The sequence below is a fragment of the Hydrogenophaga sp. T2 genome (assembly GCF_049843535.1).
In the GTDB taxonomy this organism is placed as follows: domain Bacteria; phylum Pseudomonadota; class Gammaproteobacteria; order Burkholderiales; family Burkholderiaceae_C; genus Hydrogenophaga; species Hydrogenophaga crocea.
On the sequence record NZ_JBBHZJ010000003.1, the window covers coordinates 474554 to 489879 of the forward strand.

The following is a 15326-nucleotide window of genomic DNA, read 5'->3' on the forward strand; positions in this document are numbered from 1 at the left end:
GTCTCAGCAGATAAACCGGAGTTCAAGTGACATACTGTTCCGATTAAAGGAATAAAGGAGCGCCCATGGACCGCTTCCAGGAGATGCACGTGTTCGCGGCCGTGGTCGACGCGGGCAGCTTCGTGGCCGCGTCGGACGCGCTGGGGATGTCCAAGGCCGCGGTGTCGCGCCACGTGGCCGAACTCGAGCGCCGCCTGGGCGTGCGCCTGCTCCACCGCACCACGCGCCGGCTCTCGCTCACGGCCGAGGGCGAGACCTTCCACGCGCGTTGCAAGGCCGTGCTGGCCGAGGTGGACGAAGCCGAGGCCGAGATCACCGCGGGTGCGGGCGAGGCACGGGGCACGCTGCGCGTGAACGTGCCGTTCAGCTACGGCCAGCAGCGCCTGGCGCCGTTGTGGCCGCGCTTCATGGCGCGCCACCCGGCGCTCACGCTCGAGGTGACCTTGTCGGACCGCGTGGTGGACCTGGTGGACGAAGGCTTCGACCTCGCGGTGCGCATCGCGCAACTGCCCGCCTCCACGCTGATCAGCCGCCGGCTCGCGGGCACGCGGCTGCTGCTGTGCGCTTCGCCCGGCTACGTGGCCGCACACGGCGCGCCGCAACACCCGGCCGACATCGCGCGGCACGACTGCATCGCCTACACCTTGTTTTCCAGCGGCGACCTCTGGCACTTCGAAGGCCCGGACGGGCCCGCGGCCGTGAAGGTGCAGGGCCGGCTGCGCAGCAACAACGGCGACACCTGCGTGCAGGCCGCGCTGCAGGGCCAGGGCCTGATCCTGCAGCCCTCGTTCCTGGTGGACCCGCACCTGCGCAGCGGCGCGCTGGTGGCGCTCATGCCGGGCTGGCACGCGGTCGAACTCGGCGTGTACGCGGTGTACCCGACGCGCCGCCACGTGGCGCCCAAGGTGCGGCTGCTGATCGACTTCCTGGCGCAGGCGCTGGACGCGAGCAAAGGGCCGGCGCCGCCGCCGCGCTAGGGCGCCGGCGCGCGGGCCGTGACCTGCGCGAGCACCGCCCGTGCCGCGGCGTCGCTGTCGCCGCGCCAGGCCACGATCTGGTCGGGGCGGATCAGCGCGAGCGGCGCCTCATAGAGCGCGCGCAGCGCCGGCTGCGGCAGGCGCAGCACGCGCAGGTCCAGGCCCCACTCGCGGGCCACGGCCTCGAAGGCCGCGGTGTCGGGCGCGTCGGGCCCGAGCGCGAGCAGGGTCCATTCGGCGTGGAACAGATCGAACAGCGAACGGCCGTCGTCGAGCCAGGCGTGTGGCGGGCGACCGCCCGGGCTCGCGGTGGGCTGGTAGACGTTGGGCTCGTCGGGCGGCAACGGCGCGCCGTCGCGCACGATCACGGGCGAGGCGTCGTAGCGGCCGCCGAAGGTCACGCCCGGGATGTTGAATTCAAGCCGCGCGTGCTGGTCGAGGTGGCGGCCCGCGGCGGCGCGCTCGGCCTCGCCGCGCGGTGAGTCTTCCTCGAGCTCGGGCCGCGCGGTGAACAGGCCCACCGAATCGGCGAAGCGGCGCGCGTAGGCGGTGTTGCGCTCGGCCAGCGGCCGGCGCTCGGCCTCGTAGCTGTCGAGCAGCGCATCGGGCGCCTGGCCGCGTAGCACACCCGCGAGCTTCCAGGCCAGGTTCACCGCATCTTCGACCGCGGTGTTGTAGCCCAGGCCGCCCGTGGGCGTGAACAGGTGGGCGGCATCGCCCGCAATGAACACGCGCCCGCGCCGCAAGCGCTGCGCCACCAGCGCGTGGCCCGCGAGCCAGGTGCCCATGGACAGCACCTCGATGGGCACGGCCTCGCCCACCACCTCGGCGAACACGCGCTGCGCGTCGGCCTCGCTCCAGGCATCGGCGTCTTCGTCGGGCCGCAGCGCGGCGTGGAAGGCGTACTCGGCCACGCCGTCGACGCAGGCCATGAAGGCACGGCGCTCGTGGTTCACCGAGACGTACATCCACGCGCGCTCGCGCGGCAGCACCTGCGCGAGCTGCGGCGAGCGCAGGTAGACCGCGAGCATGCGCCCGCCCATGAAGTCGCGCTGGATGCCGGTGACGCCCCCCCACTCGATGCCGAGCTGGCGCCGCACGCCGCTGCGCGCGCCATCCGCGCCGACGAGAAAACGCGCGCGCACCGTTTCGGGTGGGCCGCCATCGGCCGGGCGCAGCGTGGCGTGCACGAGCTCGCCGTCGTCGTGAAAGGCGTCGAGCGCGCAGCCGTAGCGCAGCGTGTTGGCGGGCCAGGCCCGGGCGTGGCGCAGCAGCGTCTGCTCGACGAACTTCTGCGACACGCGGTGCGGCAGCTCGGCGGCGCTCCATGAGCCCGTGAGCGTCTTCACCTGCTCGCGCGCCTGCGCCGCGGTGGGCAGGCGGATGCGCGCGAGCTCGTGGCGCGCGTAGCGCGTGAAGTAGGCGATGTCGGTCGGGTGATCGGCCGGCAGGCCCTGGGCACGCACCTCGTCGGCAAAGCCCAGGCGGCGGAAGTGCTCCATGGTGCGCGCCTGCGTGGCGTTGGCCTGCGGGTTGAAGGCCGTGCCGGGCTTGCTGTCGACCAGCAGGCAACGCACGCCGCGGCGGCCCAGCTCGTTGGCCAGCATCAGACCGCAAGGGCCGCCGCCCGCGATCAGCACATCGAACAGATCGTCCGCCATCCGTTATCTTTCAGCTTGAGTTCCGATTTATTTAGGTTACCTAAGCATAATGCCGCCCGCATCCGGGTTAGCCCCAGCATGAGCCCGCCCTCCGCCCCCGACGACGACTTCCGCTGGCGCCAGCACAACCCGGGCCGCGTGCTCGACAACGCGCTGCGCCGCTTCGAAGAGCGCGTGCTCGAGCTGTTGCGCGAGGCCGGCCAGACGCAGACCCGGCGCTCGCACGTGAACCTCACGCGCCACCTCGACCTGCACGGCACACGCATCACCGAGCTCGCACGCCGCGCGGCCATGACCAACGCCGCCATGACCGAACTCATCGACCAGTGCGAGGCGCTGGGCCTGGTCGAGCGCCAACCCGACCCCGCCGACAAGCGCGCGCGCGTGGTCTGCTTCACCGTGGCCGGCCTGGCCTGGCTCGACGCGTTCGGCCAGGCCGTGGCCGCCGCGCAGGCCGAGATGGCGGCCGAGATCGGCCAGGCCGGCATGGCGGTGGTGCTCGGCGGCCTCGCGCGCTACGCGCAGGCGCGCGACGAAGGCGGCTGAAGCGCCCGCGCGCGGACGGGCCGATCCGCGATCGAATCATCATGAACGGCCGCGCGGGAACGCGGTGGGCTCGGCTACAACCGGGCCCCCATGAGCGCAGCGCCCCCCGACACCCGGCCAGTCCCCCCGTCGCCGCAGGCCAACGAGCCCTGGCAGCGGCGCAGCCTCGCCGCGCTGTGGCACCCCTGCACGCAGATGGCGCGCGCCGCGCGCACGCCGCCGCTGCCCCTGCTGCGCGGCGAAGGGCCCTGGCTGTTCGACGCCGCGGGCCGGCGCTACTACGACGCCAACAGCTCGTGGTGGGTCAACCTCTTCGGCCACAGCGACGCCGGCCTCAACCTGGCGATCCGCAATCAGCTCGACCAGCTGCCGCACGCCATGCTCGCGGGCTGCACGCACCCGCCCGCGGTGCTGCTGGGCGAGAAGCTGTCGGCGCTCACGGGCGGTGCGCTGGGCCACTGCTTTTTCGCCAGCGACGGCGCCTCGGCCGTGGAGATCGCGCTCAAGATGAGCTTTCACAGCTGGCGCAACCGCGGTCTCAGCGCCAAGCGCGGCTTCGTCTGCCTGCGCAACGGCTACCACGGCGAGACCCTGGGCGCGCTCGCGGTGACCGACGTGGCGCTGTTTCGCGACGCCTACGACCCGCTGCTGCTGCGCGCCCACGTGGTGGCCTCGCCCGACAGCCGCGCGGGCCCGGCGCAGGAGGCCGCGGCCTTGCGCGAGCTGGAACGGCTGCTGCAGCGCCGCCACGAGCAGATCGCAGCCCTCATCGTCGAGCCGCTGGTGCAGTGCGCCGCGGGCATGGTGATGCACCGCCCTTCGTACCTGCGCGGCGTGCGCGCGCTGTGCAGCGCGCACGGCGTGCACCTGATCGCCGACGAGATCGCCGTGGGCTGCGGCCGCACCGGCAGCTTCTTCGCGTTCGAGCAGGCGCGCACCGACTGGCCCGACTTCATCCTGTTGGCCAAGGGGCTGAGCGGCGGCGCCCTGCCCTTGTCCGTGGTGCTCACCACCGATGAGGTCTACCGCAGCTTCTGGAGCGAAGACACCGCGCGCGGCTTCCTGCACTCGCATTCCTACACCGGCAACCCGCTGGCCTGCGCCGCCGCCAACGCGGTGCTCGACCGTTTCGCCCACGACGGCGTGCTGGAGCGCAACGCCGCCCAGGCCGCGCTGCTGGCCGAGGCCTTCGCGGACTTTGCACAGCACCCGCGCGTGCGCCACCTGCGCCAGCAGGGCACCATCCTGGCCTTCGACGTGGCCGATGCCGCGCCCGGTTTCGCCGAGCGCTTCCACCGGGCAGCGCGCGAGCGCGAGCTGCTGATCCGGCCCATCGGGTCCACCGTGTACCTGATGCCGCCCTACCTCATCGACCGGCCCGCCGCGGCCTTTCTGTCGACCGCCGTGCGCGACACCCTGAACCATGTTGATTGAGCACCTGAAGGCGCGGCTGGCCGCGATCGAGGCGCGCGGCGAACGGCGCGAACGCCACCGCGCGCAGACACCCACGGCCCCACGCCAGACCGTGCGCCGCCCCGACGGTGGCAAGCGTGAGCTGCTGATGTTCTGCGCCAACGACTACCTGGGCCTGGCCTCGCACCCCGCGCTGGTGCAGGCCCTGGCCGACGGCGCCCAACACCACGGCGCGGGCGCGGGCGCCTCGCCGCTGGTGAGCGGCCACAGCGAACTGCACCATCGGCTCGAAGAGCGGCTTGCGGCCTGGTACGCACCGCACATCCCGGGCGCGCGCGTGCTGGGCTTCTCGTGCGGTTACATGGCCAACATCGCGGTGCTGTCCACGCTGTGCGATGCCGACACCGAGATCTTTTCGGAGCGCCTGAACCACGCCTCGCTCATCGACGGCGCACGCCTGTCGCGCGCGCGGGTCACGCCCTATCCGCACGCCGACTTGTGCACGCTGCGTGCGCAACTCATGCAAAGCCAGGCCCGCATCAAGCTCATCGCCACCGACGCGGTGTTCAGCATGGATGGCGACATCGCGCCGCTGGCCGAAATCCTGATGCTGGCCGAGCGCTTCGACGCGTGGGTGGTGGTGGACGACGCGCACGGCTTCGGCGTGCTGGGTGCACGCGGCCGCGGCACGCTCGAGCGGCTCGACTTGTCGAGCCCGCGCCTGATCCTCATGGGCACGCTGGGCAAGGCCGCGGGCCTGGCCGGCGCCTTCGTGGTGGCCGAGCCCACGGTGGGCGAGTACCTGCTGCAGGCCGCGCGCGCCCATCTCTTCAGCACCGCCGCGCCGCCCGCGCTGGTCCAGGCGCAGCTCACGAGCCTCGACCTCATCGAAGGCCCCGAAGGCAGCGTTCGGCGCGAGCGGCTGGCGCTGCTGCAATCGCGCCTGCATGCGGGCCTGGCCCGGCTGTGCGCGCAACACCCGGCGCTGGGTTGGCACGCGCCCGGCACCCACACGCCGGTGCAACCGCTGATCGTGGGCGACAACGCCGCGGCCATGGACCTGAGCGAACGCCTGGCGCGCGCCGGCATCCGCGTGGCCGGCATCCGGCCGCCTTCGGTGCCGGCGGGCACGGCCCGCCTGCGCATCACGCTGTGCGCCGGGCACACCCGCGATGACGTCGACCGGCTGCTGCACGCGCTGCAGGCCTGCGCGCACGGCTGGTCTCCGCCCGCGAGGCCGGCGGGGCGATGAGGGGCTTCTTCGTCACCGGCACCGACACCGGCGTGGGCAAGACGGTGGTGAGCGCGGGCCTGGTCTGGCTGCTGCAGCAGCACGGCTGGCGCGTGGCGCCGGTCAAGCCCGTGGCCGCTGGACTGGCGCACATCGACGGCCGCTGGATCAATGTCGATGTGCTGCGGCTGCGCGAAGCCTGTGCGCTGCCGCTGGACGACGCCGACATCGGCCCGCTGCAGCTGCGCGCCGCGTGTGCGCCCCACATCGCGGCCGCGCTCGAAGGCGTGGCGATCGCGCCGCACGCGCTGCTTGCCGCGGTGCGCCGCGCCGCGGCACGCGCCGACTGCGTGGTGGTGGAAGGGGTGGGCGGCTGGCGCGTGCCGCTCACCGACACCTGGGACAGCGCCGACCTCGCGGCCGCGCTCGGCCTGCCCGTGGTGCTGGTGGTGGGGCTGCGCCTGGGCTGCCTCAACCATGCCTTGCTCAGCGCCGACGCGATCCGCGCGCGCCGCCTGCCGCTGGCGGGCTGGGTGGGCAACACCCTGCCGCCCGAAATGCCGTGGGCGCGAGAAAACCTCTCGGCCCTGCGTGCCCACATCGCCGCACCCTGCCTCGGCCTGGTGCCACCGCTGCACGATACTGGCCCGCGCGCCCTCACCGATCACCTGAACGCCACGGCCGTGCTGGACGCACTCCCCGCCATCCCCTGAGCGGGCCCGGGCCCGTGGGCACAAAGCGCCCGGCCCGCGTCTTCAGGTCTGCCCGCGGCCGCGCTCGATCACGGCCTGGCGCTGCGCCTCGACCGCGCCAGCGTCCATGCGCTGCGCCCATTGCTTGCAACGCTCGCGCTCGAGTTGCAAGGCCTCGCCCAGCGGCAGCGCGCCGCCCTCGTCGATCAGCGCCTTGTAGGTGCGCAAGGCCTGCGGCAGCACACCCGCCATGTCGGCCGCGAGCTGCAGGCTCTGCGGCAGCAGCGCTTCGGGCGGCACCACGCGGTTCACCAGGCCCCAGGCCAAGGCCTGCTGCGCGTCGATGAAATTGCCCGTGAAGGCCATTTCCTTGGCACGCGCCACACCGATCAGGCGCTGAAGCTTCTGCGACAGGCCCCAGCCCGGCATCACGCCCACGCGCGCATGCGTATCCGCAAAGCGCGCCCGGGTCGACGCGACCAGGAAGTCGCAGGCCAGCGCAAGCTCGAAACCGCCCGTGATGGCCGGACCATTGACCGCGGCGATCACCGGCCAGGGGAAGCCCATGATGGCGTGGGTGGGGTCTTCCTGCGGGCCCGACTGGATGGTGCTGCCGGGGTCGCGCGCGCCGCCGAGTTCCTTGAGGTCCAGACCCGCGCAAAAGGCATCGCCCGCGCCCGTGAGCACCACCGCGCGCAGCTCGGTGTCTTCGCGCAGGTGAGCAAAGGCCTGAACCAGTTGGCGCCGCAATGCCATGGACAGCGCGTTGCGCACGCGCGGACGGTTGAGGATGACCAGGGCGCAGCCCGGCTGCGGGCGTTCGACCAGGACCAGGGAGGCGTCGTCAGAGGGGCTCATGGTGCACGCAGAGGCAGTGAAGGGTGCGCCATGATGGCTTCAGCGCGCGCAACAAAAAAGCCCTCGTTTCCGAGGGCTTCGATGTGGATTCAGCCAAGGACTGGCTGCGCTTGTCCACTCGCTTTGGCGGCCAAAAGGTCCAGATACGACTGCATCTGACGAGGCAGTCCATCAAAGGTTGGCGGAGTTCGCGTTGCGTCCACCAACACGTGGCGAACTTCCACTATCAATCTCCATCCGTTCGTCAAGTTGGCGCCGCGGAGAAGGCAGCTTTGCTACGCTGAACCAACGCGCACGTGCATCGTCGCGTATTGATGTGGCGGGACCCTCCTCAAAACAAGTTCACCTGAGCGACTTGTCCTCGTTGGAATCCTCAACCGGCTGCGTTTTTCCAGTAGTGGACGACGACCATGCAAGACCAACCCACTAGGCGAGTAGTGGCAACAGTGCTTGGGCTGGACGTCGACCCCGACTACCTCCTGGCCGAGGATGCAGACGGGCAACAGCTCGTTGTTCGGCGGGATTCTTTCGAGGGTGACTGGAGTTCGCTCAAGCGGGGCGAATTGGTAGAGCTCGTTGCAACGTGCGCAAGGCTTTCGCGGGTGCTTAGCGCGCGGCGGGTACCGGGACTCGATGCCTGAAGAGCCAGACGCAATACCGCCCGCTGCGTCGTGGAGTAGGAGAACGACATGTTGACACCCGAGTGGGAGTGCGCCGACGGAACAGCCGTGCGTTTGGGGTCGATGAGCACCTCGCACATCCTGAATGCGCGGTGCCACCTGCTGACAGGCACAGGACCGTATGGCCCGATGCTCAGGCTAGGATGCTCCGGCTTCACCAACCGTGAATGGATTCGTCTGTTTGACGCTGAGTTGCTTCGGCGCTCCAGGGCTTACCTACCCCTTTGAGGCCATCGCCTTGGCAATACCCACCTGCAAGGGGCAGCCCTTGCCGGTGACATTGACCAATTCACCTACCAAAAGTGGAAAACGCATTCCGATAGGTGAATCCAATGTTTTCAATGCGTTGCGCGCTATGTCAGGGCCCAAGCCGGGGGCTGCGGGCAGGGGTTTCCGTGCGACTTGGACCACACCGCGAGCTTTGCGATGGTTCCGGAGCGCACGGGCTTCTCACGTTTTCTCAATGGATATGAGAAATCTCAAAACCGGTGAGAAAGCTTGATGAGCCGCCCCGCGTCTGGTCGTCCCCGGCTTGTGGTCCCCTCGAAAACCTGAACCACCCGGAGGTAGAGAATCCCCCCAAGCGGAGTCTCTACATGACGAAGTCCAGATTCAGTGAAGCGCAGATAGTCGGCATCCTCAAGGAGGTCGAGATGGGTGCGAAGGTCGGCGAGACGTGCAGGAAGCACGGCGTGAGCGAGCCGACGTACTACAAGTGGAAGAGCCAGTTCTCGGGCATGACGGTTTCGCACCTGTCGCAGCTGCGCCAGCTGCAGGACGAGAACGCCAAGCTCAAACGCATGTACGCAGACCTGGCGCTCATGCACCACGCACTCAAGGATGTCGTTGACCGAAAGCTCTGACCCCGGAGCGTCGCGAGATGGTCGTGCAGGCCCTCGTGGCCGAGCATGGCATGAGCGAGCGACGGGCCTGCCAGGCCAGCGGCATTGCCCGCTCCACGCTGCGTTACCGGCCCGTCGCACGCGACGACTCCGGGGTCATCACCTTCATCCAGGCCTACATGACATTGAACCCGCGCCACGGCTTCGGGCTGCTGTACGACAGCGCCCGCCATCAGGGCAAGCCCTGGGGCAAGACGGTGCTCTGGCGCGTGTACTGCGAACTGCGGCTGAACCTGCCCCGGCGCGGCAAGAAGCGGCTGCCTGCGCGCATCAAACAGCCCCTGCACGCCGCCGGCCAGCCCAACCAGGGCTGGAGCTGCGACTTCATGGCAGACGCGCTGTGGTCGGGGCGGCGCTTCAGGACCTTCAACGTCATCGACGAGTTCAACCGTGAAGGCCTGCGCATCGAGGTCGACACCAGCCTGCCGGCTGCGCGCGTCATCCGGGCCTTGAATGAACTGGTGGAGGTGCACGGTGCGCCGCTGTCGATTCGCCTGGACAACGGCCCCGAGTTCATCGCGCACGCCCTGGCCCAGTGGGCTCAGAACAAGGGCATCGCCTTGCAGCACATCCAACCCGGAAAGCCCACGCAAAACGCCTATGTCGAACGATTCAACAAGACCTACCGCACCGAGGTGCTCGACTGCTACGTGTTCAACAGCTTGCAGGAAGTGCGCGACATGACGGCCGACTGGCTGCACCGCTACAACCACCACCGACCCCATGAAGCTCTCGGCCGAATCCCACCGGTTGAGTACCGTGTCAAACTGTTCCCCAACCTCTACTTCTGACTGGCTCAGGAAATCGAGGGGACCACAAGCGGCAGCAGCCCAGTAGGGCAGCACCGGGAAGACTTTGCGGTTCTGTCCCGCGAAAAGCTTGAACGGTCCATCTCGGCGTCCCGTAAAGATTGCACATTGTGAGCCCCTCGGAAGAGCGACAGAATGCCGCTGTGAAGCGTTCAACATTACTACTCGTTCCTGGACCACCCCCGTCGTTCATGGAGCAGCGCGCGCTGGAGCTGGCGCCTGACGCCTGACGCCTACCGCGTCGGAAAGGCATCTCCAGATTTCTAGGCGGTTCGGGTCGCGGCGACTGGTCGACAGGTTTACCGCGGACCTGGTCCCACCATGGTGCTCCTTTCGCCTGCGCCCTTCTAAGGAAACCGACCGTGAGTATCGAGGGGTTAGACGTAGTTCAACCTAAACATGTCTTGCCGTCTGCTACCCTGACCAACTTTACTGAAAAATCCAATGACTACATTCGCCGACTCACTGAAGCGAGAAATCGCACGGGTAGCTCGTAAAGAGCTGAAGAGCGAGCTGACCTTGCTGCGCAAAACGACTGCAGGGCATCGCAGCGAAATTGCGGCTCTTAAGCGAGACTTGAAGAGCCTTCAGTCCGAGAACAAGGACCTAGCTCGCAGGCTAAAAGCGGTGGGAACCGGTGCCGGCGCAGTGATGCGTTCAACAAATGACGAGCCACGTGCCAAGCCTGGGCGGAAAGTCGTCTACAACGCTGAGGCATTCGCCGCGATGAGAGCCAAGCTCGGCCTTACACAAGCGCAAATGGCGACGTTACTTGGTGTCTCCAGCCTGTCGGTCTACAAGTGGGAGTCTGGCCAAGTGGAGCCGCGCGAGAAGCAAAAGGCCAAGGTACTTGCGCTACGCGGGGTGGGAAAGAGAGAAGTCGTCAAGATGCTGGAGGCGGCTGCATGAGGTTTCACGCGCGGCAGCATGGTTCTCCTGGGTAATGAATGGCTCGCAACTGCAAGACTGCGCGCTCTTCACGTGGAGGTTCCCCCCCAACTATGACTTGCGATATGCAAGTAGGCGCAAGGCGTTGAATACCACTAACAAGGTGGAGCCCTCGTGCACGGCGACCGCAGGACCGATGCCGAGACCCATGATGGTGGCTGGCACCAGGAAGGCAACGATGCCCAAGCTCACAAAGACGTTTTGACGGATGATGGAGTGGGTTTGACGGCTGAGGCCCACTGCGAACGGGAGCACTTCCAGCTTATCCGCCATAAGGGCGACATCTGCGGTCTCAAGCGCCACATCTGAGCCGGCAGCTCCCATGGCAATGCCTACTGTTGCGTTGGCCATCGCGGGCGCGTCGTTGACTCCGTCGCCCACCATTGCGACCTTGGCTTCTGCACGGAGCTTTCGGATTGCATGGACCTTGCCTTCAGGCATTAGGTCACCCCATGCCTCATCTAGGCCCACCTGCGCTGCGACGGCGCTTGCGACCTTCTGATGGTCGCCGGAAACCATGACCATTCGGCCGATGCCGAGGGAGCGCAACCTTTGCAGCGTCTCGGTGGCACCGGCGCGAGGCGTGTCCATCAAACCAATGGCTCCCAAGTCCCGCTCTCCTAGTCGAATCACCATGCTGGTGCGTCCATGGTCGCGCAGCGTGGAAATAGCATTCGCCGCTGCAGCGCCTAGAGGAGCCACGCCGTCGGTACCGAACAGTTCGGCCTTGCCAATCCAGACCGGCTCCCCTTGGAAGCGAGCCTTGACACCCCGACCAATCAGGTTCTCCAAGTCACTGGCCTCAGGGATGTTTGAGTTGACGTTTGCAAGACGTTGCCTCCCATCTCGCGCAATGGCTGCCGCCAATGGATGGTCGCTGAGTGACTCCACCGCCACGGCAACGGTAAGGAGCTCAGCCTCGCTGACTCCGGCTGCTGGTATGACGTCTGTGATGCGCGGCCTGCCCTCGGTCAGCGTACCCGTCTTGTCGAAAGCCATCGCGTTCAGCGAGCCAAGCTCTTCTAGCGGCGCGCCACCTTTGATAAGAACTCCACCACGGGCAGCTCTTGCAATACCTGAGAGCACCGCGCTCGGTGTCGCAATTGCCAAGGCACACGGGCTTGCTGCGACCAGCACTGCCATCGCTCGATAGAAGCTGTCGCGAAACGGCTCGTCGACCACCACCCATGCAAACAGCAACAGTACGGCCAACACCAAAACTGCAGGGACGAACACGCGTTCGAACTTATCGGTAAAGCGCTGCGTGGCGGACTTTCGTGTCTCCGCCTCGCTCACCATCTTGACGACCCTTGCAAGTGTGGAGTCTGTCGAGCGGCGAGTCACTTCCACTTCGATGCCGTTCGCTCCATTGATTGTTCCTGAGAACACGCGCGATGCAGCGTCAATGCTTTCGGGACGGGCGCGCGCTGAGACGGGGTCGGTCACGGGGCGCTTGTCTACAGGAATACTTTCACCGGTCACGGGGGCCTGGTCGATGCTGGTTGAGCCGACAACGATGAAGCCGTCCGCGGCGAGACGCTCGTTGGGGCGCACCAAGACGATGTCGCCTACCGCCAAGTCCGCGACTGAAACTTCTTCGACTCCGTCTCCACGACGCACAGTTGCCGTTTCCGGCGCGAGCTCAGCCAGGGCTTCGATTGCGCGCTTCGCCCGACCCATCGCGTAGTTCTCCAGAGCGTGGCCTAGGCTGAAGAGAAACAGCAGAAGGGAGCCCTCAGCCCAGGAGCCTAAGGCGGCCGCGCCCGCCGCTGCGACCAGCATCAACGTGTCAATCTCGAATCGCCTTTTTCGCAGATTCTCGATGGCCTCTTGGACTGTGTAGAAGCCACCAAAGAAGTAGGCGCTCAGGTAGCAGGCTAGCGCTGCCCAAGAGGGCGCGCCGGGCGCGAACTTCTCAACAAGAACACCTGCAGCGAGCATCGTGCCGCACAAGACAGCGAACACCGCTTCAGTGTTGGGCCCGAAGACCCCCCCGTGTGAGTGACCTCTATGAGCGCTCGAGTCACCGGGAGGGTGGTCGTGTTGGTCGTGAGTTTCGGTGCTGTTCCGGGACTGTTGGGACATAGAGCCTGCCTCATTTCTTGGAGCCCACCTATTGGAGCTACACAGCGGATTCTTCAGTACGGGGCGTGCGGTCGCTCGAACGTATCGTCAAAGTCACTTTCGCGTCACATTCAAGTTAGATACTAAAAAAAGTTGTGGTGCCGAGGGCGCCAAGCTCTTCTTTGACCCCGTACTGTCATATACGCTGGGTCTACTCGTTCGTGGCATCTCACAAAGAGATGTTGGTTTCAGAGTCTGGATACGAATTGTCCCGCTCTGGAGCGCAGCTCAATCCAATAGTGAAGCAACGAACGACATGAAACACACCCTCATCGTCCTATCGGTCCTGGCAACCTGTGCAGCCGCCTCCGCGCAAAGCAGCGTCACCATGTTTGGCGTCGTCGACGCATCGGTCACCCGCCTCTCGAGCGACAGCGCCAATGTCACGGGCCTGGCAAGCGGCGAGCAGTCCAGCAGCCGGTTGGGCTTCCGAGGCATCGAGGACCTTGGCGGTGGCCTAAAAGCAGGCTTCTGGCTTGAAGGCTCGCTTGCTGTGGATAACGGTGGCACCTCCTACCGCTTTGACCGCCGCTCCACCATCAGCCTTCTTGGTGGCTTCGGTGAAGTTCGTCTGGGTCGCGACAAGCTCGCCTCGTACCTCAACGTCGAGTCCTTCGACCCCTTTGGCGACATCGGCGTTGGTGGCAATGGCCTGAACAACATGTTGGGTGGCGCCGCGGCAGCTGAAGGTACTGCGGAAGGAAGCCACCCCAAGCGCTCGAGCAACATCATCGCCTACATCAGCCCTAACATTGGCGGACTCCAAGGGCAGCTGCAGTACTCGTTTGGTGAGCGTCCGAGCAATCAGCCGAACAACGACCGTGGCAATATCGTCTCGGCCCGCGTTTCGTACCAGGCGAGCCCTCTTGAGGTGGCGCTCGGCTATGCTCAGCTCGACGCGGGAACTGCCGCTACTGCGGTGACTTACAAGGCCACCAACATCGGCGCCTCCTACGACTTCGGAGTGGTCAAACCCATGGTCCTGATTGCGACGGAGCGCGGCGCGGGTCGAGGCGTGAACGCATACACCCTAGGTGCCTCGGCTCCCCTCGGTCAGGCCGGTGAATTCCGTGTCGGTTACACGCGCTTCAACACCCAGAATGTTGACGACGCGGATTCCTCCAAGCTGGCTCTGGGCTACTTTCACAAGTTGTCCAAGCGCACCGTGGTGTACGGCATGCTTGCCCGCGTGAGCAACGACAACAATGCATCGCGCGGCTTCGCGGTCTCCTCTTCGTCCTTGACCGCCCCGCTGATTGCTGCCGGCGACAGCGCAACTGGCTACTCGGTCGGCGTGCGTCACACGTTCTGATTTTCAAGGGCGCTTCGCTTCGGCGTTGCGCCACGCTTGCTCCATTTTGTGCTTCCCAGTGGGTTAAGGCCCTGCGTCTAGCGACGCAGGGCCCTTTTTGTTGGTCTGTTCGACGTAGATAGCCAGTCTTACATCGCCTTGGTAAACATCACAACCACGGTGTTCGCATTGACCGACTTGCCGTCGGCCTTGCCGAGGTAGTCGTTCTTCCGAGTAGCGCCCACCAGCGCGCCCGAAACAGAGAACCCGTCGCCAAGGTCGTAAGCCGCGCCGATGCTGTAGTCGACATAGTTGGGAGCGGAGATGTCACTGCTGTAGGAGGTGTAGCCCACTGATGCCTTCAATGTCAGCGCGGGCATGATTTCTTGGGCGTATGACACGTTCAGGTACCCCGTCCCTTTGCCCTTCAGACCGGAGCCGCCGGCAGCTCCGGCCGCGTTGAAGTAATCGGTAGACACCGTGTGGTAGTACTTGGCAACCACAGGGCCGATGCCCAAGCCAACGTAGAGTTCATTGGTGTTGGCCGCACTCGCACCCGTGTACTGGTAGCGGATAGCGCCGAAGTCCCAGGATAGGTAGCCGCTGGACAGCTTGTAGCCGGCATAGAAATCGCTTTCGAGATTCGCCGTCGGACCATCCGCACCCGTAGAGAAGTTGACCGTGGAATTCCAGTTGCCGGCATAGAAGCCGCTCGAGTGGCTGTAGTCAAAGCCACCCTGGAGAGCTGGGCGCAGCTGGCCCTTGCGGAGGTCCTGGTCCTGACCGCGGGTCTTGTAGTTGCTTGCCAAACTGATGTTGGCGCTGAGTTCGGCGCTGGCGATGACGGGCAGAGAAGCCAGGCAGGTGGCAGCAACGACCTGGGAGAGATTGAGCTTCATTGGTGACCTTCAATGTGGGTTGAGTTGAGCGGCCTGGAGTTGCAGTTGTGAACCATCGTCCAGTTCCGTCTCGTAAGCCGCATACACATCTTGTTGAAGGAGGTGTGTCCCGTCTGAAGAGAACCGAGTTCGAGCGGAAAGCGCGAGTCGGGTTGGTCGCAACACGGGCGACGTGTATGGAGAACGCAACGTCCAAAGGAACTCAGCGGTATCTCTAAGTGACTGCCCGCATGGGGTAACCCTTGATGGTGCCTGAGGGAGCGGCTTGGAGAACATGCGAAGCGTGGGATGCCTG

The 15326-nt window shown here is 66.3% G+C and carries 12 protein-coding genes; 8 read left to right on the forward strand and 4 right to left on the reverse strand.

Features of this window, described 5'->3' with window-relative positions; all coding sequences use genetic code 11:
* Positions 1-65 precede the first annotated feature (65 nt).
* Positions 66-977 carry a LysR family transcriptional regulator gene (locus tag WDZ95_RS09275; protein WP_425777943.1) on the forward strand — a complete coding sequence of 304 codons (912 nt, stop codon included), beginning with the start codon at positions 66-68 and terminating at the stop codon, positions 975-977.
* Here the strand turns inward: WDZ95_RS09275 and WDZ95_RS09280 are convergent.
* Positions 974-2638 (reverse strand): FAD-dependent oxidoreductase, encoded by a 1665-nt coding sequence (locus WDZ95_RS09280; RefSeq protein ID WP_425777945.1) that lies wholly within the window; start codon positions 2636-2638, stop codon positions 974-976. The two genes, WDZ95_RS09275 and WDZ95_RS09280, sit on opposite strands and share 4 nt — an antisense overlap.
* Before the next feature lie 78 nt (positions 2639-2716).
* Here WDZ95_RS09280 and WDZ95_RS09285 point away from each other — a divergent pair, with 78 nt between their 5' ends.
* From WDZ95_RS09285 to bioD, 4 genes are all read left to right on the forward strand, one after another.
* On the forward strand, positions 2717-3184 hold the full coding sequence (locus WDZ95_RS09285) for a MarR family winged helix-turn-helix transcriptional regulator (RefSeq protein ID WP_425777947.1): 468 nt from the start codon (positions 2717-2719) through the stop codon (positions 3182-3184).
* 90 nt (positions 3185-3274) lie between these two features.
* Entirely contained in the window at positions 3275-4618 is a 1344-nt protein-coding gene (bioA, locus tag WDZ95_RS09290; protein ID WP_425777949.1) for an adenosylmethionine--8-amino-7-oxononanoate transaminase, read from the forward strand.
* Positions 4608-5849 carry an aminotransferase class I/II-fold pyridoxal phosphate-dependent enzyme gene (locus WDZ95_RS09295; RefSeq protein ID WP_425777951.1) on the forward strand — a complete coding sequence of 414 codons (1242 nt, stop codon included), beginning with the start codon at positions 4608-4610 and terminating at the stop codon, positions 5847-5849. The genes bioA and WDZ95_RS09295 overlap by 11 nt, the downstream gene beginning before the upstream one ends.
* Complete coding sequence (gene bioD / locus WDZ95_RS09300) at positions 5846-6541, forward strand: dethiobiotin synthase (protein ID WP_425777953.1); 696 nt, start codon at positions 5846-5848, stop codon at positions 6539-6541. Before WDZ95_RS09295 ends, bioD begins: the two co-directional genes overlap by 4 nt.
* Positions 6542-6583: 42 nt before the next feature.
* On the opposite strand, the gene WDZ95_RS09305 is transcribed toward bioD, so the two are convergent.
* Positions 6584-7378, reverse strand: coding sequence for an enoyl-CoA hydratase (locus WDZ95_RS09305; RefSeq protein ID WP_425777955.1), 795 nt, complete (start codon positions 7376-7378; stop codon positions 6584-6586).
* 1276 nt (positions 7379-8654) lie between these two features.
* Here WDZ95_RS09305 and WDZ95_RS09310 point away from each other — a divergent pair.
* Positions 8655-9751 (forward strand): IS3 family transposase gene (locus WDZ95_RS09310; RefSeq protein WP_240936390.1). Its coding sequence is split into 2 segments (ribosomal slippage): positions 8655-8907 and positions 8907-9751, totalling 1098 coding nucleotides; the frame shifts between segments, so codons are not numbered across the junction.
* A 462-nt stretch (positions 9752-10213) separates the two neighbouring features.
* Entirely contained in the window at positions 10214-10678 is a 465-nt protein-coding gene (locus tag WDZ95_RS09315; RefSeq protein WP_166227883.1) for a helix-turn-helix domain-containing protein, read from the forward strand.
* A gap of 90 nt (positions 10679-10768) precedes the next feature.
* On the opposite strand, the gene WDZ95_RS09320 is transcribed toward WDZ95_RS09315, so the two are convergent.
* Positions 10769-12802 (reverse strand): heavy metal translocating P-type ATPase, encoded by a 2034-nt coding sequence (locus WDZ95_RS09320; protein ID WP_166227885.1) that lies wholly within the window; start codon positions 12800-12802, stop codon positions 10769-10771.
* Between the two features lie 295 nt (positions 12803-13097).
* Here WDZ95_RS09320 and WDZ95_RS09325 point away from each other — a divergent pair, with 295 nt between their 5' ends.
* A complete protein-coding gene (locus WDZ95_RS09325; RefSeq protein ID WP_166227887.1) occupies positions 13098-14153 on the forward strand; it encodes a porin in 1056 nt (351 codons plus the stop codon).
* A gap of 128 nt (positions 14154-14281) precedes the next feature.
* Here the strand turns inward: WDZ95_RS09325 and WDZ95_RS09330 are convergent, their stop codons facing one another.
* The gene (locus WDZ95_RS09330) at positions 14282-15031 is read right to left on the reverse strand and encodes a TorF family putative porin (protein ID WP_166227889.1); all 750 of its coding nucleotides are present in this window, start codon (positions 15029-15031) and stop codon (positions 14282-14284) included.
* Positions 15032-15326 lie beyond the last annotated feature (295 nt).